This window comes from Pseudomonas sp. CLCA07 (assembly GCF_053615335.1).
Genome location: NZ_CM132131.1, coordinates 6,677,585 through 6,697,117, shown reverse-complemented (window position 1 = coordinate 6,697,117; position 19,533 = coordinate 6,677,585). Strand labels below are relative to the sequence as shown.

General features: G+C 57.6%; 15 protein-coding genes and 4 pseudogenes. 9 read left to right on the top strand and 10 right to left on the bottom strand.

The window, feature by feature from the left end:
• Positions 1-2 precede the first annotated feature (2 nt).
• Positions 3-1,493, top strand: a complete 1,491-nt coding sequence (locus tag ACWGZX_RS30685; protein ID WP_452626750.1) for an aldehyde dehydrogenase — start codon at positions 3-5, stop codon at positions 1,491-1,493.
• Positions 1,494-1,673: 180 nt separating this feature from the next.
• Here the strand turns inward: ACWGZX_RS30685 and ACWGZX_RS30680 are convergent.
• Positions 1,674-1,898, bottom strand: a pseudogene (locus tag ACWGZX_RS30680) (DDE-type integrase/transposase/recombinase); the annotation flags it as partial.
• Between the two features lie 163 nt (positions 1,899-2,061).
• Here ACWGZX_RS30680 and ACWGZX_RS30675 point away from each other — a divergent pair.
• A complete protein-coding gene (locus ACWGZX_RS30675; RefSeq protein ID WP_452626749.1) occupies positions 2,062-2,406 on the top strand; it encodes a hypothetical protein in 345 nt (114 codons plus the stop codon).
• 167 nt (positions 2,407-2,573) lie between these two features.
• Positions 2,574-3,041, top strand: a pseudogene (locus ACWGZX_RS30670) (transposase); the annotation flags it as partial.
• 172 nt (positions 3,042-3,213) lie between these two features.
• Here ACWGZX_RS30670 and ACWGZX_RS30665 read toward each other — a convergent pair.
• The 3 genes from ACWGZX_RS30665 to ACWGZX_RS30655 all read right to left on the bottom strand — a co-directional run bounded on the left by ACWGZX_RS30665 (position 3,214) and on the right by ACWGZX_RS30655 (position 7,243).
• Complete coding sequence (locus ACWGZX_RS30665) at positions 3,214-4,929, bottom strand: arylsulfatase (RefSeq protein WP_452626748.1); 1,716 nt, start codon at positions 4,927-4,929, stop codon at positions 3,214-3,216.
• Between the two features lie 447 nt (positions 4,930-5,376).
• Entirely contained in the window at positions 5,377-6,192 is an 816-nt protein-coding gene (locus ACWGZX_RS30660) for a transporter (RefSeq protein WP_452626747.1), read from the bottom strand.
• A 622-nt stretch (positions 6,193-6,814) separates the two neighbouring features.
• On the bottom strand, positions 6,815-7,243 hold the full coding sequence (locus tag ACWGZX_RS30655; protein WP_452629093.1) for a hypothetical protein: 429 nt from the start codon (positions 7,241-7,243) through the stop codon (positions 6,815-6,817).
• A 192-nt stretch (positions 7,244-7,435) separates the two neighbouring features.
• Here ACWGZX_RS30655 and ACWGZX_RS30650 point away from each other — a divergent pair.
• Positions 7,436-7,600 (top strand): annotated as a pseudogene (locus ACWGZX_RS30650) (phage late control D family protein); the annotation flags it as partial.
• Between the two features lie 14 nt (positions 7,601-7,614).
• Positions 7,615-7,833: pseudogene (locus ACWGZX_RS30645) on the top strand (DNA adenine methylase); the annotation flags it as partial.
• A 57-nt stretch (positions 7,834-7,890) separates the two neighbouring features.
• Here ACWGZX_RS30645 and ACWGZX_RS30640 read toward each other — a convergent pair.
• Positions 7,891-8,754 carry a TauD/TfdA dioxygenase family protein gene (locus ACWGZX_RS30640; protein ID WP_452626746.1) on the bottom strand — a complete coding sequence of 288 codons (864 nt, stop codon included), beginning with the start codon at positions 8,752-8,754 and terminating at the stop codon, positions 7,891-7,893.
• A gap of 346 nt (positions 8,755-9,100) precedes the next feature.
• Complete coding sequence (locus ACWGZX_RS30635; protein ID WP_452626745.1) at positions 9,101-10,138, bottom strand: AraC family transcriptional regulator; 1,038 nt, start codon at positions 10,136-10,138, stop codon at positions 9,101-9,103.
• A 252-nt stretch (positions 10,139-10,390) separates the two neighbouring features.
• Between ACWGZX_RS30635 and ACWGZX_RS30630 the strand changes: the two genes are divergently transcribed.
• The 3 genes from ACWGZX_RS30630 to ACWGZX_RS30620 are packed head-to-tail and all read left to right on the top strand — an operon-like array spanning position 10,391 to position 12,920.
• A complete protein-coding gene (locus ACWGZX_RS30630; RefSeq protein WP_452626744.1) occupies positions 10,391-11,749 on the top strand; it encodes an MFS transporter in 1,359 nt (452 codons plus the stop codon).
• Positions 11,746-11,913: a hypothetical protein gene (locus ACWGZX_RS30625; RefSeq protein WP_452626743.1), complete on the top strand. Its 168-nt coding sequence runs from the start codon at positions 11,746-11,748 to the stop codon at positions 11,911-11,913. Before ACWGZX_RS30630 ends, ACWGZX_RS30625 begins: the two co-directional genes overlap by 4 nt.
• Positions 11,910-12,920 (top strand): YeiH family protein, encoded by a 1,011-nt coding sequence (locus ACWGZX_RS30620; protein ID WP_452626742.1) that lies wholly within the window; start codon positions 11,910-11,912, stop codon positions 12,918-12,920. Before ACWGZX_RS30625 ends, ACWGZX_RS30620 begins: the two co-directional genes overlap by 4 nt.
• Positions 12,921-13,066: 146 nt before the next feature.
• Here ACWGZX_RS30620 and ACWGZX_RS30615 read toward each other — a convergent pair whose 3' ends face one another.
• Complete coding sequence (locus tag ACWGZX_RS30615) at positions 13,067-14,110, bottom strand: AraC family transcriptional regulator (protein ID WP_452626741.1); 1,044 nt, start codon at positions 14,108-14,110, stop codon at positions 13,067-13,069.
• A 361-nt stretch (positions 14,111-14,471) separates the two neighbouring features.
• Between ACWGZX_RS30615 and ACWGZX_RS30610 the strand changes: the two genes are divergently transcribed.
• Entirely contained in the window at positions 14,472-15,548 is a 1,077-nt protein-coding gene (locus tag ACWGZX_RS30610) for an alpha/beta hydrolase (RefSeq protein WP_452626740.1), read from the top strand.
• Between the two features lie 99 nt (positions 15,549-15,647).
• Here ACWGZX_RS30610 and ACWGZX_RS30605 read toward each other — a convergent pair whose 3' ends face one another.
• The 3 genes from ACWGZX_RS30605 to ACWGZX_RS30595 all read right to left on the bottom strand — a co-directional run bounded on the left by ACWGZX_RS30605 (position 15,648) and on the right by ACWGZX_RS30595 (position 18,942).
• Positions 15,648-17,297: a 3-(methylthio)propionyl-CoA ligase gene (locus ACWGZX_RS30605; RefSeq protein WP_452626739.1), complete on the bottom strand. Its 1,650-nt coding sequence runs from the start codon at positions 17,295-17,297 to the stop codon at positions 15,648-15,650.
• Between the two features lie 185 nt (positions 17,298-17,482).
• Complete coding sequence (locus tag ACWGZX_RS30600; protein WP_452626738.1) at positions 17,483-17,962, bottom strand: 2,4'-dihydroxyacetophenone dioxygenase family protein; 480 nt, start codon at positions 17,960-17,962, stop codon at positions 17,483-17,485.
• Positions 17,963-18,069: 107 nt separating this feature from the next.
• Positions 18,070-18,942 (bottom strand): TauD/TfdA dioxygenase family protein, encoded by an 873-nt coding sequence (locus ACWGZX_RS30595; protein WP_452629092.1) that lies wholly within the window; start codon positions 18,940-18,942, stop codon positions 18,070-18,072.
• Between the last annotated feature and the right edge of the window lie 591 nt (positions 18,943-19,533).

The following is a 19,533-nucleotide window of genomic DNA, read 5'->3' as shown; positions in this document are numbered from 1 at the left end:
ACGTGTTCGACCTTAACTACTGGCAGCAGCGTGTTGCCCGCCAATCCTTCATCGACACCGCCTTGATCGGCGGCCAGCCAGTGTCGTCGATATCCGGAGCGACATTCGACGCCATCAACCCTGCAACCAATCAATTGCTCGCGCGTGTTGCCGCATGCGGCGAAGAAGACGTCAACCTGGCAGTGCGCTCCGCACGCCGGGCTTTCAATGCAGGCCCTTGGCGGCGTATGTCCCCCGGCGAGCGCAAGAAAATCCTGATCAAACTTTCCGAGTTGCTGATGGTGCACCGCGAAGAGCTGGCGCTGCTCGATTCGCTGAACATGGGCAAGCCGGTGATGGATGCCTACAACGTGGATGTGCCCGGCGCCGCCCACGTCTTCGCCTGGTACGGCGAAGCGCTCGACAAGGTTTACGATCAGGTCGCGCCTACCGCCCAGAATGCGTTGGCCACCATCACGCGGGAAGCCTTGGGGGTAGTTGCCGCAGTAGTGCCGTGGAACTTCCCGCTGGACATGGCAGCGTGGAAACTAGCGCCTGCATTGGCGGCCGGCAACAGCGTGGTACTCAAGCCCGCCGAGCAATCGCCATTTTCGGCCCTGCGTCTGGCTCAGCTTGCCTTGGAAGCAGGCATTCCAGAGGGCGTGCTGAACGTGGTACCGGGCCTCGGCGAGAGCGCCGGCAAGGCACTGGGGTTGCATCCGGACGTGGATTGTCTGGTGTTCACCGGCTCCACTCAGGTAGGCAAGTACTTTATGCAGTACTCGGCGCAGTCCAACCTCAAGCAGGTCTGGCTGGAGTGCGGCGGAAAGAGCCCGAACCTGGTGTTTGAAGACTGTCAGGATCTGGACCTGGCTGCGGAGAAGGCCGCCTTCGGTATTTTCTTCAACCAGGGTGAAGTGTGCTCGGCCAATTCCCGCCTGTACGTGCAACGTTCCATCCATGACGAATTTGTCGAACGGCTGATCAGCAAGTCGCGTGCGTGGGTGCCCGGTGATCCACTGAACCCTGGGAGCGCTGCTGGGGCAATCGTCGACAGTGAGCAAACCAGCCGAATTATGAAAGCGGTCGCAGAGGCACGTATTGACGGGGCCACGCTGCTGTCCGGTGGCGAGCAATTGAGCATCAATGGTTCTTCAAACTTCATTCAGCCGACGATCTTTGGTGACGTGACCAGCGGCATGCGCATTTCACGGGATGAAGTGTTCGGTCCGGTTCTGGCGGTCAGCGCTTTTGACACTGAGGAAGAGGCGGTGCAGCAAGCCAATGACAGCATCTACGGACTGGCTGCGTCGGTGTGGAGCGATGATCTGAACCGCGCGCACCGTGTGGCCCGCGCCTTGAATGCCGGTACTGTCTCGGTCAACACCATCGACGCGCTGGATGTGTCGGTGCCGTTTGGCGGAGGCAAGCAGTCAGGCTTCGGTCGCGATCTATCGCTGCATTCGTTTGATAAATACACACAACTGAAAACCACCTGGTTTCAGTTGCGTTAAGTACGGGTGTGAGCGGGTCGCGTATCAGACAATATGCGACCGCTGATACCAAGGGCAGGCTCGATCAACACGGATCGGGCCGGCCATTATTGAATCGCCCCGTTAACTTCTGCATCCAGCCTGCAGGTCGTCCCATAAACACCTCGATCAAAGGTGTTGCGACGACCGGTTGAATCCGCCCTGGCTGCCCTGATCAGAGTGAACCATTACCTCCTGCTTCGGCTTACGCCTCCACACTGCCATCAGCAGTGCATCAATGGCCAAGTCGCTAGTCATTTGTGACTTCATTGACCAGCCAATGACTTGGCGTGAAAACAGATCGAGCACCACGGCCAAATACAGCCAGCCTTCATATGTTCGGATGTAGGTGATGTCGGTGACCCAGACTTTGTTGGGCTCTCTGACAAGGTCGTGCTTGATTCATGGTGAGCCTCTCCCGCACCAGTGAGCGTATGCGTCGCCAACATCCTCGACCTGATCCGACGGCCAGTAGGGCGAAATCAAAGCCGTGATCAGTCACTGAGTTTTTGAAATAGCTCTAAAGAAGGTAGAAGACCGGGGGGGAAAAATGTTCACGAAAACGGGCAATTCTTTTCTGGCACAAAAACAGCACGCAGCTGGAATGGCTAGAGCTCTTCATATGGAGCTTGGTGGAACGCATCAGGCGACAAAAACACTTATGCGCTGGACGAATGCGAACGAGAGGACAGTTAAGAATTGGATGGCCGGAAACAATGGACCGAGAGGCGAGCATTTAGTAGCACTGGTCAAGCACTCTGACCTTGCCCTGGCTGCCTTTCTTGGAATGGCAGGGAGACTATTTGCGCTGACTGCATCAGAACTCCCGTTGCTAAGACAGAAGCTTCAGATGGCTATCGAGGGTATTGATTCGTGCCTAACGCATAGAGATTGAGCTTTGCCACCAGGCCGAAAACAGAAAGTTCTCACTTCTGTGAGGGGCCGCTTTTGGCCCAGGCTGTGTGAAAACACCTGCAATTGTCTAATCTTCTGATCGTCGAGATCGTAGCGGGGGCGATCATGAAGTGATTTATTGAAGGTGAGACTCGGACGCAAGTCACCTTGTTGCTGAAGATCTATATCTACGGCTATCTCAATCGGATTCAGTCCCGCCGCCGCCGGCTTGAGCGTGAGGCCGAGCGCAACGTCGAGTTGATGTGGCTGACGGGGCGTTTGGCTCCTGACTTCAAAATCATTGCTGACTTTCGCAAGGACAACGGGGCGCAGCTTCACGACAGTCCAGACCAACAAATCTCTCTTACCGATCCAGATGCACGTTCAATGGCCATGAGCGGACGAGGCACCGGAACGGTTGGCTATAACATACAAACAGCCGTCGACGACAAGCACATCTGATCATTGCCCATGAGGTGACCAACGTTGGTAATGACCGGGCGCAACTCAGCAATATGGCGAACCAGGCGCGTGAAGAGATCGGCGGACGAGTATCGATGCCCCGCGGGACAGTTACTGACCCGGCGGCATTCTTCGGTGGAAGACGGCATGCTTCTGCACTGTTACTGGTTCTCGGGAGTCCTGCGCAATGCACAAGCCTGGCTAGCTGTCGGGGCGGGGATTTTGGTCAGCAGGTCCTTGCTTCTCCTACTATGTCATCACCTCCCCAACACAACCGGGATGGATTCGAACAAGGACAGCGAAGAAAGCCAGGGTAAGAGCGCCCTGGCTTCCTCACTTCACATTTCTACTGGCCTGGAGCCTTCTTGTTCATCGCCTTGACTTGCTCCAGAACCTGCGTGAGGTTGTAGGACTCCGGCGCCTGCAGGGGTGGGAATTCTGCAAAGGATTCAAGTTCCTGCAGCCACAATTGCTGACCCACTGGTAACATGTTCCAGTTGTAGAGATAGGCTGTGCTCGGCGCGGCTATTGCACCGCCGAGAGACAACACCGACTTCTGCTCCTCGCCCACGGCCTGCTCGAACGGGTCCCTGCGGATGTTTTGCACTTGTGCCCAGCCGTATGTCTGTGGACCCATCAGCGCTGAAGCGCCGGAGGAGCCTTCCATGGTGAAGTAAATCTTCCAGTTCTTGTAGCGTACGGCCGACGGTGTAGCCCCGGTGTAATACAAGAAGGTGTCACGCGCGGACTTGTCCGACTTGCCCGTCAGGTAGTCAAGCTGATTGACGCCCTGCAGCTTGGTCTTGACGATGCCCGGGTACTTGCCCGCCATGATCTGCTCGTTGAGTGCATTGCCTTTCGGACCCCCAGCAACTTCCACCAGTGTTGGCAGCCAATCGTAGGAGGCAACGATGTCGTCATACACCGTGCCTGGCTTGATTTGACCAGGCCAGCGGATCAGCGCCGGAACCCGCATGCCGCCTTCCCAGGTCGTCAGCTTGTTGGCCTTGAAGGGTGTCATGCCGCCATCGGGGAATGTCTGGCTTTGCGCACCGTTGTCCGTGGTGAATACCACGATGGTGTTGTCCAGTTGCCCCATGCTTTCGAGCTTCTTCAGCACCAGGCCGATATTATCGTCCATCTGCTTCATGCCGACTTCCTGGATGCCCCAGTCGTTACCACCTTGCTCACCCAACATGGCCTCATACTTGGGCGAGAACACGGTGGTTACATGCATGCGCGCCGGGTTGTACCAGACGAAAAACGGCTTGTTGGTAGACCTCGGATCGTTGCGGTCGAGGAAGTCGATAACCTTGGCCGATATTTCTTCGTCCACGGTCTTCGAGCGCTCCAGCGTGAGCGGCCCCTCATCCTTGCAATTCTGGTTCTGCGACGAGCCATCTTTGGAAGTACAGGCCAAAATCGGGCGCGGCGGCGTCAAGCAAGTGGTAGTCTTCGGGTCCACTGACCCCGGCATCGGCGGCACCCCGGGGATCGGCTCCACTTTGCAGGGAGGAGCAAAGCCTTGCTGGGTAGGGCTCTTGTTGATGTCCGGAAAGCTCACCTGCTGCATGGCATCCAGGTGATAGAGGTAGCCCCAGTACTCCTGGAAGCCGTGCGCGGTTGGCAGTGCATCCGGGTGATCGCCCAGGTGATTCTTGCCGAACTCGCCAGTGTTGTAGCCCTGATCGTACAGGAACTTGGCAAGCGCCGGTGTACCGGGCTGCAGGTAGGAAGGGCTGCCAGGCAGTTGCGGCGGGATCATGCCTGTGCGCAACGGGGTCATGCCAGTGAAGAAGGCGTTGCGGCCTGCCGTGCAACTTTGCTCGGCGTAGTAGGTCATGAACTTGGCGCCTTCATTGGCAATTCGGTCCAGGTTGGGCGTCGTGTCATAACCCAGCCCATTCTGATAGGCGCCCACCTGCATCCAGCCGATGTCATCTCCCATGATGAACAGAATGTTGGGTTTCTTATCGGCCGCCTGGGTAAGCGTTGGTAAAGACGCTCCCAGCATCATGCCACTGGTGGCCAACCCCACCAGCATCATCTGTTTAAGTCTCATAGCGTGTTCCTTTATCGATTGATATAGGTGTACAGCTACATCTGACTACCGCTGCACTTCACTCGAAATGCGAAAATTGGTAATGATGACCCTCCAGCCTTACGGTGCTGCGAACGTCAGTTCGTGGATGGTTGAGTCTAGACGACGTTAAGTCCGCGGAGATCAAAAGTACTTGTTTGGCACAGGCAAACTCGACGGTCTGAATCGCCCCGGGTGTGGTACAGATAGTCTTCATGGCCCCCGCGTTTATAGCCGGTGTTTTTCCCCTACGTTGGGAGCGTCTGCAATTATTGACCCGGCACTGGCAATTGGCGCCAGGCTGCTCCACAAGCGCAAGACGTAATCCTGCCGTGGTGGGCACGGTAGTCTATGTGGGAGCTGCGGTGCGGCGATCCGACTTGCCAGCGATACAGGCAACGCGGTGCGTCTGAATTACCGCCGCGACGCTCACTTGGGAAACAGCAGCGTATACGCCACCCGAAACCCCCAACCCTCGGCACCATTCTCCGGGCTGTCGACCCAATAGCGGGGGCCAAATTGCAGGGTCATGGGTTGGTGACCCACCTTGAACAACTGGGTCACAAAAAGGTTGATCGGCGCAGACCACTCCTTGGTCTGCCAGTCGTAGGTGGACTCGGTATTGATGCCGAAGGTGGTGTAGGTATGGGTGGTGTAGCTGAAGAAGGGTTGCAGGAAGGTCTGGTTGACCTTTTCCTTGTCATCGGGCGGGCTGTTTTCCAGCGACCAGATGTGATTGGCCAGAATGCCACGGGTCCAACCGTCGTGTTGCTTGAGCAGGACCACCGTGGGGCCCAGCCCCCATTGTTCATTGCTGAGCAGTTCGTTGCTGCCGGTGGGCAGCAAAATGGCCGGACCCACCCCCCATATCCAGCCGCTGGCGGTAGGCTGCTTGGGTGAAAAGAAGAAGCTCTGGGTGGTGTCACCCACACCCGACTTGTCGGCAATCCCGCCGGACACCAGGCCATGCTGATCGATGACCGGCAGGATGGTGCGGGAAATCAGGTTCCATTCGTCGTTGATAGTGAAAGGCAGGACCGGCTGAATATTGGTGACAGTCTGAATACCGTTGTTGGTGGGGCCAAGATTTTGGTTCCAGTTGTATTGAATCGGCAGGCTGTACAGCGCAGCAACCGGGTTCAGGGACTGCTTGGCCAGTTCTGCCTGGCTATCGACGGCGAGGCCAATTTCGGGCCAGACCAGCGCCAGGGTAATTAAAGGAGCAAGTTGAAAGCCTTTGTTCATCGCCAGCTCCTTTCTCGGATTTGAGAGTTTGGACTTTTGAGTCACAGTTGTAAGACGAAGTGCAACCTGGACAAAACCGTTGATTGTCATCAGCATGGTAAAGGCGATGGAAAGCTTGAAGTGATCCGAAAGCTTTTTCATACCAGGTTTCCTTTCTCAGTCGTTGATCGATGTTGTCAACCGCTCAGGTGTTGAGCGCACAGCAACGTTGACCCTTGGTGCATAACTACCGAGTAAATAGCCTTGGTACTGCGTACAGAATCACATCCCTCGATTGCATGACCGTGCACGGGTTTAAGGCCCACGAAGAAGTCTAGTGCGGTTTTGTTCTTTGCATGTGGCGAATGTGATGTATTGGGGACTAATGCATTGAATGAACTGAGCTACAAGCTTCATGAATGAGGCTCTCTGTGGATTGAACTTGCCGAGATAAAATCCCTGCTAAAGCCCGAACAGTTTTGTGGTGGAAGTGGATTGGCTGCTATTGGCTGTGAATTCAACCGGTCGCCAACGGCAGTTATTTGCCGATTACTGCCTGTCAGGAAGGGCCACAAACGACCCGGGCTGCGTGAAAACGTTTTTGAGCGTATTTGGTTAGAGGGGGCGAAATTTGGAGCGAGCGCTAATCACAGGCCTCAGTTACAGCCTTCTCGGTGCGTTTGATTTCTTGCTTGATATCAGTGGTTATGCGCTGTTTTTTGAGTTGCTGTTCGAGAAAAACCTGATGCCCTTGGTTTTTCAATTCTGCATCGGTTGCAGCGTCTTTCGCCTCTAACTGGGCAGCGTGTGCATCTATGACAGCTTCAACCTCAGCATCATTGTTTGCGGTATCCAGGGCGCTGACCAATTTGTCCACCTCAGTATTCTCGGCCTCTGCGTAAGCTTCGATAGACAGTCCCGCAGCCATCGCACGCGCTCGACTTTCCAGGGTTTTCAAATGCTGCTGTGCTGCCTTGCACACCGTATCCTTTCGCTCGTTCTCGATAGATGTCCATTCCATGAGCTTATGCGTCGTCACTCCAATCACCGCGATGATGATGGTGGCCCCAATCAATCTGGCTCTCACGTTTCGCAACCTCAACTGAGTTTTGTGAGTGATTCCAGAGTCCATTCAAGATATTGAAAGCTTAGCAGGACGGACGGCGCTAAAAATCGCTTCGAGTCGTTTCTTGCCATACGTCATCTCCAGTGAACGTCGACATATCGATCGCGACATCTGTTTGCCGAATGCATGATCGAGTAGCAAGGCTTTAAGCGTGGGCTGGATGGTGAGTACCTGGTGGAGTCGGTGGATCACACGTTCACCCCGTCCGGGTGGACGGTGTCGGTTGAGTGCAACGGCGGCAAGGAGGGCAAGGCCAAGGCGTCAGGGACGCCGCAGAAAGTCGTGCTTGAAGTGCCAGGTTGATGGTCCGGGAGGGTGACTACGAACGCATGGCCGACTTCATGCGCCGCTGCAAGGGCAGGGTGATGGTCAGCATCAACGACCACCCGGACATTCGCCGGGTGTTCGAAGGCTTTCACTTCGAAACGCTGGACATCCGCTACACCACGAGCAACCAGCGGCAGGGCAAGGCCGAGGTCAGTGGCGAACTGGTGATCATGAATTGGGTGCCGGCAGCGTTGGGAGGACTGTTTTGACTTGCGAGTTTCGACCCAAAGGAGACGCTCGGAAGCGTCACTCGGCTCTGGATCGATTTACTTATAGTAGGGCTTGTCGCCGATGATGGCCGCGCGCTCCATCTTGCGATGGCAGGGCGGATAATCCATCACTGCATAGTGCTGGGTGCAACGGTTATCCCATATCGCTACGCTGTTTTTCTTCCAGCGCCAGCGGACTTGGTACTCGGGGTTGTAGGCCTGACTAATCAGGTACTTCAGCAGGTCGACACCTCTTTGGTTGTAATCCTGGCCTACACGGACACGTCCCAGGCTGTGGTAATTCACGAAATGCGTAGCGTAGGCGTTGACGAATAGCACCTTTTCGCCGGTTTCGGGATGGGTACGTACTACCGGATGTTCGGCATCCGGGTATTGCGCCTTCATAGCCAGGCGCTTTTCCTTTGGCATGGCGGCAGCGAAAGAAGAGTTGAAACTGTGGCTGGCGATCAAACTGTCGATTTCTTGCTTCACGTCTATTGGCAGCTTGTCATAGGCCAGCACCATGTTGGCCCACATGGTGTCACCACCGGTTGGTGGGCATTCGATGCAACGCAGCACTGCGCCCATCGGAGGCGATTCACGCCAAGTGGCATCGCAGTGCCAGGCATTCTCGTAGCGATCCGCCGGATTTTCCGGGGTCTTGTAGATTTGCACCAGACCAGGGGCTTGCGGGTGACTGGGGAGCATCGGGTGAGTTTCGAGCTGCCCCATGCGCATGGAAAATGCCTCGTGATCGCGACGCGAGAGCTTGTCTAAATCCTGGTCACGCAGGAACAGCACCTTGTGTTTCAGTAGCGCTGCATAAATTTCGTTGAACAGGCAATCATCGCGCACAGCATCGCCCAGGTTCACATCGAGCAGTTCTGCGCCGATGGCACAGGTCAGTTGTTCGACTCGCATTCCGTCTCCATTTCGATGGTTTATAGCCGGGCCGTGGACATGGCAGATGAAGTCGTGCCTTGGTTTACGGCCGCGCTTATTTTTGTTGATCCAATCTATTCGGGTGCGGTGGGGGCGGGATACATATACCCGCGGGTGTTTCTGGCCCCGGCACAACGGGGACCGCGTGTCCATAGTGGGGGCAATGAGAGCCGCTCCCTGTGCATTGCGGGACAATTTATTGGCGTATTGGGACACTGCGCGCTGGTTATGACGCAATGGCGACGTCAGAATCGTCGAGGATGTGACAGGCTCACGTAGTGTGGCTGGCAAGCAGGCCTGCAGGTCGATCTCCGAACCTCTCCTTCTAATTACTCAATAGGGGCTGGGGCGTCGTCTTGCTCTCTCGGTAGGAAGCGGCCCAGGCTGAAGGTGTCTTGCCAAACTGGCTGCGAAACCAGCGTGAAAAATCACCGGCAGAGGAAAAGCCGAGCAATTCGGCGACCTCATACAATCGGCGTTTGCTGTTGGCCAGATACTCTTCGGCGAGTTCAGCGCGTACGGCATTGATGATTGTTGTGACACTCTCACCCTCAGTTGCCAGGTGTCGGTTAAGGGTGCGTCGATGCATGCCAAGATGCTGGGCAACCGCATCGACAGAACACAGTCCGCTTGGCAGCAGCATCTTGACGATCTGGCGTACCCGTTGCGTCGGCTCGTCGCGCAGGTTAGCCAACTGCATGTCCAGCGATCGCTTCACTTCGCGATGCAGCGCTGGGTCCGCCTCAGGGATGGCCATATTCAAGTCGCGCCCGCGGCAAACGATGGCATTGAATTCCTGAGAGAACTCGATCGCGGTTCCCAACACACGGTGGTGCACTTCCAGAATGGCAGGGCATTCGTGAGTGAAACAGACCCTTACTGGCCGGAAGGTATAACCGCTCAGAATGCACAACGTGCGCAGGATAATTCCGGTTGCTTGTTCGATCGCCTGGCGCCAGACGCCATGATGGCCCTGCATGTTCACACCCACATGCAGCAGGGTCAGATCGCCTACATCCTCAAGCCACAATTGCACACCGGCGTTATGCAGTCGCGTATAGCGAAAGCAAGATTGCAAGGCCGCGCGCAGTGTTGGCTCTTCGCGGATAAGCAGCGCCAGCATGCCAAAGTTGGAAAGGTGTCTCTTTTCGGCGAGCAGCAGGCCGAAAGCCTCCTGGCCGGACAATCGGGCGGACTCCTCCAGCAGCCACCCGACCGAATCGCTGCTGATCATGATGTTCGGATCGTCGAGGGCACCGGCCGGCAACTTGGCCATCCGCAGCATGCGAAATGGATCCAGCCCCACTGAACGGGCAATCTGTTCATAGTTGGTAAGGCTGGCACTTCGAGTCAGGGTATACATGCTTTCCCTCGTGTCCCAATTTCGCAAGATTGTGTCCTGAGAAGCTTAGTGCAGGATGCCCCGTCAGAGCTACCTTCAGGCTACTGAAAATAGCGGGGGTGGAAATAAATACACGTCGAAAAACCTTCTGCGATTCAACACCGTGGCCCTGGCCATGGAGATGCTCCCGCGTGTGAGCATTGAAGACATTCGCGTAAGCCGTACGGCCACACGCTGATAACAACAATAAAACAAAGACATTGAGGAGGCTGCATGGCCTTTCACCCAATCGCCGCCGACGATGATGACTCCGGTGGAGTCGGCATTGCGCGCCAATACGCCTGGATCGTCTTTGCACTGACGTTCGGCCTGTTGATTTCAGATTACATGTCTCGCCAAGTGCTGAACGCTGTGTTCCCGCTGCTCAAGAGCGAGTGGGCGCTGAGCGATGGTCAGCTGGGTCTGCTCAGCGGCGTTGTTGCCCTGATGGTGGGCCTGCTGACGTTCCCGCTGTCGTTGATGGCCGACCGCTTCGGCCGGGTCAAAAGCCTGGCGTTGATGGCGCTGCTCTGGAGTGTGGCCACCCTCGGTTGCGCCTTGGCGCAGGATTATCAACAGATGTTCATCGCACGCTTCATGGTCGGCGTCGGTGAGGCGGCCTACGGTAGCGTGGGCATCGCTGTGGTGATCTCGGTGTTCCCCAAACATATGCGCGCCACTTTGGCCAGTGCTTTCATGGCCGGCGGCTTGTTCGGCGCTGTTCTGGGGATGGCCCTGGGCGGTGCCATTGCCGCCAAGCTGGGCTGGCGCTGGTCGTTCGCCGGCATGGCGTTATTTGGCCTGGTGCTGGCGGCGTTGTATCCGCTCATCGTCAAGGAAGCACGCATTGCGCCAGAACGTGCCGCGCAGGTTGCGAACAAAACCACCGCAGCAGTCAAGCGCCCGCTACGCACATTGTGGTCCAGCCGTTCGGTGGTGGCCACCTATGTCGGCAGTGGTTTGCAGCTGTTTGTCGGCGGCACGGTAATGGTGTGGATTCCCAGTTATCTCAACCGCTACTACGACATGCCCACGGATAAGGCCGGTGGCATGGCGGCGCTCATCGTGTTGTGCAGCGGGGTGGGGATGATTCTGTGCGGCATGCTCAGCGATCGCCTGTGTCGCCATTCGCCGGAACGCAAGGTCAGCCTGGCCATCGCGTTCTGCCTGGGTAGTTGCTTGCTGTTGTCCGCGGCTTTTGCATTGCAGGCGGGGCCAGTGCAACTTCTGTTGATCTGCCTGGGCATGCTCATTGCCACCGGCACCACCGGCCCTAGCGGGGCGATGGTGGCCAATCTGACCCATTACTCGGTCCACGGCACTGCGTTCGCCACGCTGACCCTGGCCAACAACCTGCTGGGGCTGGCACCGGGGCCGTTCATCACCGGCCGGGTGTCCGACCTGATCGGCCTGCATGCCGCGTTTCAATTGGTTCCCTTGGTCAGTCTCGCGGCAGCGGCCGTGTTCTTTTATGCCAAGTGTCATTACCAAAAAGATATTGCCCGGCTACAGGGTGATAGCGTCACTGACCCCGTCAGCGGCGCCATGAGCGAAGCGCTGCGCGAAAGTGATCGCGAGCGGCGACTGGCATGACTCGACGCATTCCCGTGCCTGCTGGCAAGTACCCGCAGGCCGAGGAGCATTTACAGAGCGGCTATCTGCTCACTTCCACCCAACTCAAAGTCAATAACTACCGGGCCGAGATCATCGACGGCCAGGCGTTCATTGCCACCTTTTCCCAGGAGTCCGCGCCATGAGCGCCATTGCTCTCACCCATATCCAAACCCGCACGCGCGAACTGGCACCGGGGTTTATCGTCAGTTTGATCGTGGCGGCCGCCGCGTCGTTTTTGTCCGAGCATTACGGCGCGCCGGTCATGTTGTTCGCCTTGTTACTGGGCATGGCCTTGAATTTTCTTGCCGACGACGGTCCTTGCAAAGTCGGCGTCGAGTTCACCGCCCGCACGGTATTGCGCATCGGCGTCGCTCTGCTGGGTATGCGCATCACCCTGGAACAAATGGCGGCGCTGGGCTGGAAGCCGATGGCGCTGGTGGTGATCCTGGTGGTGGCGACCATCGCTGTCTCGGTGATCGCCGCAAAGTTTCTGGGTTTCTCGCGGCTGTTCGGCATGCTCACCGGTGGCGCCACGGCCATCTGCGGCGCATCGGCAGCCTTGGCGCTGGCAGCGGCGTTGCCTAATCATCCTCAGAAAGAACGCGCGACCTTGTTCACGGTGATCGGCGTGTCGGCGTTGTCCACCCTGGCGATGATCGTCTATCCAATGATTGCCAACTGGTTCTCGTTGTCGCCGCAGATCGCCGGGGTGTTCCTCGGGGCCACCATCCACGACGTCGCCCAAGTGGTCGGCGCTGGCTACGGCATGTCGACCGAGACCGGTGACACCGCCACCGTGGTCAAGCTGATGCGCGTTGCCATGCTCCTGCCGGTGATCGTCACTGCGGCCATGATCACCCGCATGCAAGGCGCCGACCCGACCGGCAAGCGCCCACCGCTATTGCCATGGTTCGCCGTGGGATTTCTGATTCTGGCCTGCATCAACAGCACTGGTTGGATCGCTCCGGCGGTGCAAGGTGGAGTCAATGAGTTGTCGCGCTGGTGCCTGGTGATTTCCATCAGTGCCCTAGGCATGAAGACCCGGCTCAAGGAGCTGGCGGCGGTCGGCATCAAACCGATCCTGCTGATGGTCGGTGAGACGGTGTTCCTGGTCGTGCTGGTGCTGCTGTTGCTGCACTGGGGCCTCTGAAAACAGGCTTCACACAGGTTTATGGCAGGGCTTCACTGGGCTGGCTCCTCGTTACAGTGAAGCTCACCACCGGTGTCACAAACATCGGTTTTTTGCGGCGACTGTACCAGCAGTCGCCGTTTTTTTTGCCGTGTACTCAGAAAGGGTCAGAAAGGAGAGGGGGCAGCAGCGTCCGTTGAGGTGGGACCGGACTGTTTCTGCGCGCTACGCCACGCCGCCGGTGGCATGCCGAACTGGTTGATGAACCAGCGGGTAAAGGAACTGGCCATGGAGAAGCCGAACATGTCGGCGATGCGGCTCAACGAGTTGTTCGGGTTTTCCAGATAACGTAGCGCCAGGTCACGACGCACGTCGTTGATCAGGTCGTTAAAGGCACAGCCGTCGTCCTGCAGGCGGCGTTGAAAGGTGCGCACATTCATGCCCTGCGACAGGGCGATCTGCTCGATGGTGGCGCGCCCCATGGGCAACAACAAGTAGATGGCCTTGCGCACCTCGAACAGCATCGAGGTGCTTTCATCGCCCTGCAGCGAATCGATGTAGTCTTGGGCATAACGGGCCATGGCCGGGTCGGCATGGGGGTTGATCATACCGAGACTGGCGTCGGAGCAAACAATGCCGTTGAACTCACTGCCGAACTCCAGATTGCAGCCGAACAGCCGCCGATGCAGGTGCAGGCTGTCCGGCGGCTGGTGCATGAAGTTGACGCTGTAGGGGCGCCACTGCGAGCCGAGCAGTGTCGAGCACAGACGGAACAGCACGCCGATGACCAGCTCCGTGGCCTGGCGATTGGGTTGCAGGGATTCGGTGACCATCTCTGCACGAATGATCACCATCCTGCCGGCCTCTTCAACGTAGATTGCCAGCGAATCGTTCATCAGATGACGGTAGCGCTCCATCACCTGCAAGGCGTCGCGCAGGGTGCGCTGATGGCTGAGCAGCAGGCTGACCACACCGAAATCAGAAAGCTGGCGCGACTCGGCCATGCTCAGCCCGAAGGTCTGGCAACCGCTGGCGGCGGCCGAATCTTCCAGCAGGCGCACGGCGGCATCGATGGGAATGCGGTATTCGGGGGCTTGCAACTGAGCCTTGCTCAGGCCGACGACTGCCATGACGTCGCGCGGGTTGAATCCCAGGTGCTGGGTGACTTCCAGGTATTTGGTCAAGACGGCGGCGCGAACTAGCTTGGGCATGTATAGGATCTCCCTCGGCCGATGGCGGCGTTTCTTTTTTCATCGAAGATGTATTGAGCGAGAAGACGGCGCTTGTGGAACTACTGATAGCGCTAGCGATCTTCAACCCTGGTCCGGCGTATTGCAGAGCAGGAAGCGCGATCCCATTGTAGGGAGCACGACCGTGGCCTCATGGGCGTGGTGGGATAATTTCTTCGCGTATTGGGACACTGCTGGCGGACCAAGGCTGGCGGCGGCAGACGCAGCTCTACAAGCTTTCGCTCTGTCCCAATTTCACAAGATTGTGTCCTGCGAAGCTCAGTGCGGGGCCCCCCTCAAAGCTACCTTCAGGCTCACAACTGAAAATAGATGGAGGTAGAAAATGGATACGCGCATGCGCATCGGTCAGCCGCTCGCCGCAAAGGCTCAAGTGGATGCCGACGACCCTGATGCATTCAACCACTGCTTTGCCGAACTCAACGGCATCCGCATGCATTACATTGATGAGGGGCAGGGCCCGCTCATCATTCTGCTGCACGGTTTTCCCTACCTTTGGTACATGTGGCGACGTCAGATCGTGGCGTTGACCGAGGCCGGTTATCGGGTCGTCGTCCCCGACCAGCGGGGGTTCGGGCAAACAGATCGGCCCGATTCCATTGAAGCCTATGACATGAGTCAGTCAGTCGGCGACATGGTGGGTTTGATGGCGACTCTGGGCGAAACATCCGCGGTGATCATTGGGCACGACCTGGGCGCCTGGGTGGCCCAGGCGGCGGCCATGTTGCGACCGGATCTGTTCCATGGCCTGGTGATGCTCAATACACCGGTGCCGCCGCGCGGCAAGGTCAAACCGACCGTAGGATTGCAGGCAATGGCCAAAGGCAGGGTCTATCACCACCTGTATTTCCAGCAGCTCGATAAGCCGGATCGTGAGTTGGCCAGTGATCCGCGCAAGACCTTGCGCAGCGTCTTCTATTCGATCTCCGGCAGTGCTGTCGGAGCTGAACGCTGGCGCCTGTTCGTCGAGGCAGGTGAGCCCATTCTCAACGCCTTCACTGAGCCGAAGGGGGAGTTCCCGTCATGGTTGAGCGCACGGTCGCTCGACTACTACGTCGCTGAATACACGCGCACAGGGTTTACCGGTGCTCTGAACTACTACCGCTGTCGCGACCGGAACTGGGAAATCACCGCGTTTCTCGACGGTGCGGTGGTTCGCCAGCCGAGCATGTTCATCGGTGGTGCTGCCGACCCGTCACTGGAGCCGGTCGAAATCCGTGGTCTCTACGACCAGATGGACGCCTATCTACCCGCATTGCGCAAAAAGGTTCTACTACCTGGTGTGGGCCACAGCGCCGCAGAAGAAAGCCCCGCTCAGGTCAACGAATTGCTTCTGGAGTTTCTCGAGCAACTGAAGTTCAGCGACAGGGCGTGTGAGCAAGAGGCACGCTTAGCCCCTTGATATCGTCGGTGCAATGGCAGGGCGAACAGTATCGGCATCTGCCGCAACGTCAGCCCTGCCATTGCACATGGACAGGGCTTGATTGTTTCCCTGCTACGCTCAGCCGACAGCCTTGACCAGCAGATGATCGCCGAACTGCTCGCGCAGCCGGTTCTTCAGGACCTTGCCCGTAGCGCCCAGTGGAATCGTGTCGACGAAGACCACATCATCCGGCGTCCACCACTTGGCAATCTTGCCTTCATAAAAGGCCAGCAGTTCTTCCCGCGTCAGTGCTGCCTGCGTTTTCCTGACCACGATCAGCAAGGGGCGTTCGTCCCACTTCAAGTGTTTCGCGGCGATGCATGCTGCCTGAGAGACTGACGGATGGGTCATCGCAATGTTCTCCAGATCGATGGAACCGATCCACTCTCCACCCGACTTGATCACATCCTTGCTGCGGTCAGTAATCTGCATGAAGCCATCCACATCGATGGTCGCCACATCGCCGGTCGGGAACCATGTCTGACCTGCGTGCTCGAGCAGCGGCGAACAGTCACCTTCGTTTCTGAAATAGTCGCGTACCACCCAGGGGCCACGCACCATCAGGTCACCCGACGTCGCGCCGTCCCAAGGCAGTTCCAGGCCGTCCGCACCGACGATCTTCATGTCGACGCCAAACACTGCCCGGCCTTGTTTGGATTGCACGGCATTACGCTCTGCCGGGGACATATCAAGGTGCCTGGCCTTTAGGGTGCCAATGGTTCCGATCGGGCTCAACTCAGTCATCCCCCAGACGTGCAACACCGCAACGCCGTAGATCTCCTGAAACTTGTGCAACATTGCCGTGGGACAGGCAGCGCCCCCAATGATGGTGCGTTTCATGCTGGAGAAATGCTGGCGTGTTTCCTCCAGATGCCCCAGAAGGCCTTGCCACACAGTCGGTACGCCGGCGGAAAGGGTCACCTGCTCCGCTTCGAGCAACTCGAACAGGGATTTGCCGTCCAGCGCAGGTCCAGGAAATACAAGCTTGGCTCCGACCATGCACGCGATATACGGAAGTCCCCAGGCGTTGACATGGAACATTGGCACAACCGGCAGGATGACGTCGCGCGCCGAACAGTTCAGGGCGTCAGGCAATGCGGCGGCATAGGTGTGCAGCAGAGATGAACGATGACTGTACAGGACGCCTTTCGGGTGGCCCGTCGTGCCGGAGGTGTAGCAAAGCGTGCTGGCGGCATTCTCGTCGAGCGTGGGCCAGGAATAGTCGGAGCATCCCTGGTGAAGCAGATCTTCATAGCACAGCAGGTTGTCGATACCGGCGTCTTTCGGCATGTGGGCCTGATCGGTCATGGCGATGAACGCCTTCACCGTCTTACAGCGGCCAGCGATGGCCTTGATCAGCGGCAAAAAGGTCAAGTCGAAGAAGACGTACTGGTCTTCGGCGTGATTGGCGATGTAGGCGACCTGGTCTTCATGCAGGCGAGGGTTGATGGTGTGCACAATGGCACCCATACCGCTAACACCGTAATACAACTCCAGGTGACGATAGCCGTTCCAGGCCAGCGTGCCGATCCGGTCGGCGGGCTGGACACCCAAGCTGGTCAGTGCGCTGGCCATCTGGCGCGCGCGACGGTGGCAGTCACGGAAGGTGTAGCGATGAATATCGCCTTCCACCCTGCGGGACACGATCTGCGTATCGCCATGATGGCGATCGGCATGCTCTATGAGCGAGGAAATCAACAGCTGCTTGTGCATCATCAAGCCATGCATGGCATCGCTCCGTTCATAAGTCTGTGATCGGGGAGCGGACAGGTGGCCAAGGACCTCTGTCAGATTCCGCGTCAAGACCGCGAACCGCGACAGCCTGTTTCCCTCCCCTGGTTTTTTGCGATCAGGTTTACTTTCCCGGCTCCCCCTTGATTCGAGGGATGCCGGGAGTTCTCCTGGAACTCAGATCAGTTGAATGCCGTGAGGTCTTTCGGCGCGATGTCATGCTGCTCGCAATAGGCGAGATAACGCTTCAATCCGGACTTCCAGTTTTCGAGCGCGACGATGTTGTCGTTCTCATCCAGAAACGCGAGATCGCCATTGACCTGAACCAGCGTGAGCACATAGCCGTCGCCATTTCCGGTGCTGACGACTTCCGGCGTGTGAGTCGATCCGGCCGTCTCGTACACGATGCTGCCCGGGCCGGCGACCCAGTCATGCTCCTTGTATTTCCACTGGCCTTCGAAGGTGTAGACCATCACCGTACCCGTGTGATGGTGCTTGGGCAGTTGCATGTCGATCGGCGCCTTCATCATGACGATCCATTCACCGCGGATCGGGTCAAGTTTGAAGTACTTCAGCAGGACGTTATCCGCATAAGGCGTAAACGGGATCCACGGCAGGGATTCGCCATCGATGACTGCGGTGTCGACGTGTTCGTAGAGCATAGGTATCTCCGTTGATTTTTGTTCTGATCGAGAATTTTTCGGTAGCCAGGACCGCCCGACCATCGCTGATGGTCGGGTGCTCTGGCTTCCCTGGCGGACAGTCAGGGTCAGGTAAGCGAGGAGCCCGCGAGGGTGGCGCGCAGCATCTTTCTTGGCGCATTGCCGTAGTCAGCCACCGCGTAGTGCTGCACTTGCAGGTTGTCCCACATGGCAACTGTGTTGGTGCGCCATTTCAGGCGTACCTGGTACTCCGGAATGGCGGCCTGGGAGGTCAGGTAGTTCATCAGGTGATGAGCCTCGGGCATAAAGTCCTGGCCGTAGCGGATGTCCTCGAAATTGAAGAAGTTCGAGAAATGGGTGGTGAATGCGGAATTGACGAACAGCACCTTCTCGCCGGTCTCGGGATGGACAAGCACCACTGGATGTTCAGCGGCGGGGGTCTTCAGGGCCATGGCGAGACGATCTTCACGCGGTAACTGGGCGCCAAAGGTCTGCTCGGCACCATGTTTTGCATACATGCCGTCGATTCTTTGCTTGATGGCCTGTGGCAGGTTTTCGTAAGCCATCACCATGTTGGAAAACAGGGTGTCACCGCCAGTGTCCGGACCCAGTTCACAGCGCAATACCGCTCCGCGGGGCGGCGCCTTCTTATAGGTGACATCGGCATGCCAGAGATTTTCGCGGCTGGCCTTTTCAACATAGCTCTTGGGCTTGCTCGGATCGAGATTGCGGTACAGCATCAGCAGCTTGTCTGCCTCCGGATGGCTGGGCGCCAGGGGATGGGCTTCTAGTTCGCTGAATTGCGCGGCGAAGTGCTGTTGCTCCAGAGGGGTGATGTCCTGGTCTCGAAAGAACAGCACTTTGTGCTTGAGCCACAAGGCCCGGATTTCCGCGATCATTTCCGGGTCACGAGCAGCATCAACCAGGCTGATGTTGCTGAGTTCGGCACCGATGGCGGGCGTGCAAAGCTCCACCTTGATCGAATGCTGACGCACCGAAGACCGGATGATGGCCGGGGCCGAAGGGGACGCTGCTGAAGTGGTGTCTTGGGTTTCGGCTATTTTTGTCATTGTTCTCTCCAATTTGTACTTTGCGGCGGCGTGCAATATAAAAATCCGGTAGATGCAGCTGGTCTCTGTTAACCCGCCACGGGAGCTGCTTCGTCGGTCCATGACGTCATAGTAGGTACTGAGGCTGAGATACTATGGGCATGGCGGGACAGTTTCTTCGCATATTGGGACGCTGAGCCGAGGGCTATAACTGGGACGTGGGTTGCGACCACGCTCCATCGCAATCTGGCGGCGTAGCCGGCAATCGTGGGTCGGGATCTGTAACGTCAGGAACGTTGAGGGTGCGGCTGGATCAAGTAATCTGGCAGCTCAGGATTACTTAGGCGCGTGAGCAGCCGACGATTTGCCAATAGGTATCGCGGTCGAGGGCTGAGCCGACAGCACGAGAGTGGTGGGCTCGCGTCAGGCCAGGAAGCAATCGGCAGCGAGGCAGTCAGGGCGCTCGACCGTGCTCGCTGATTAGAATCACAAGGGAAAAGGGTACCGTGGTGTGTTCATCGA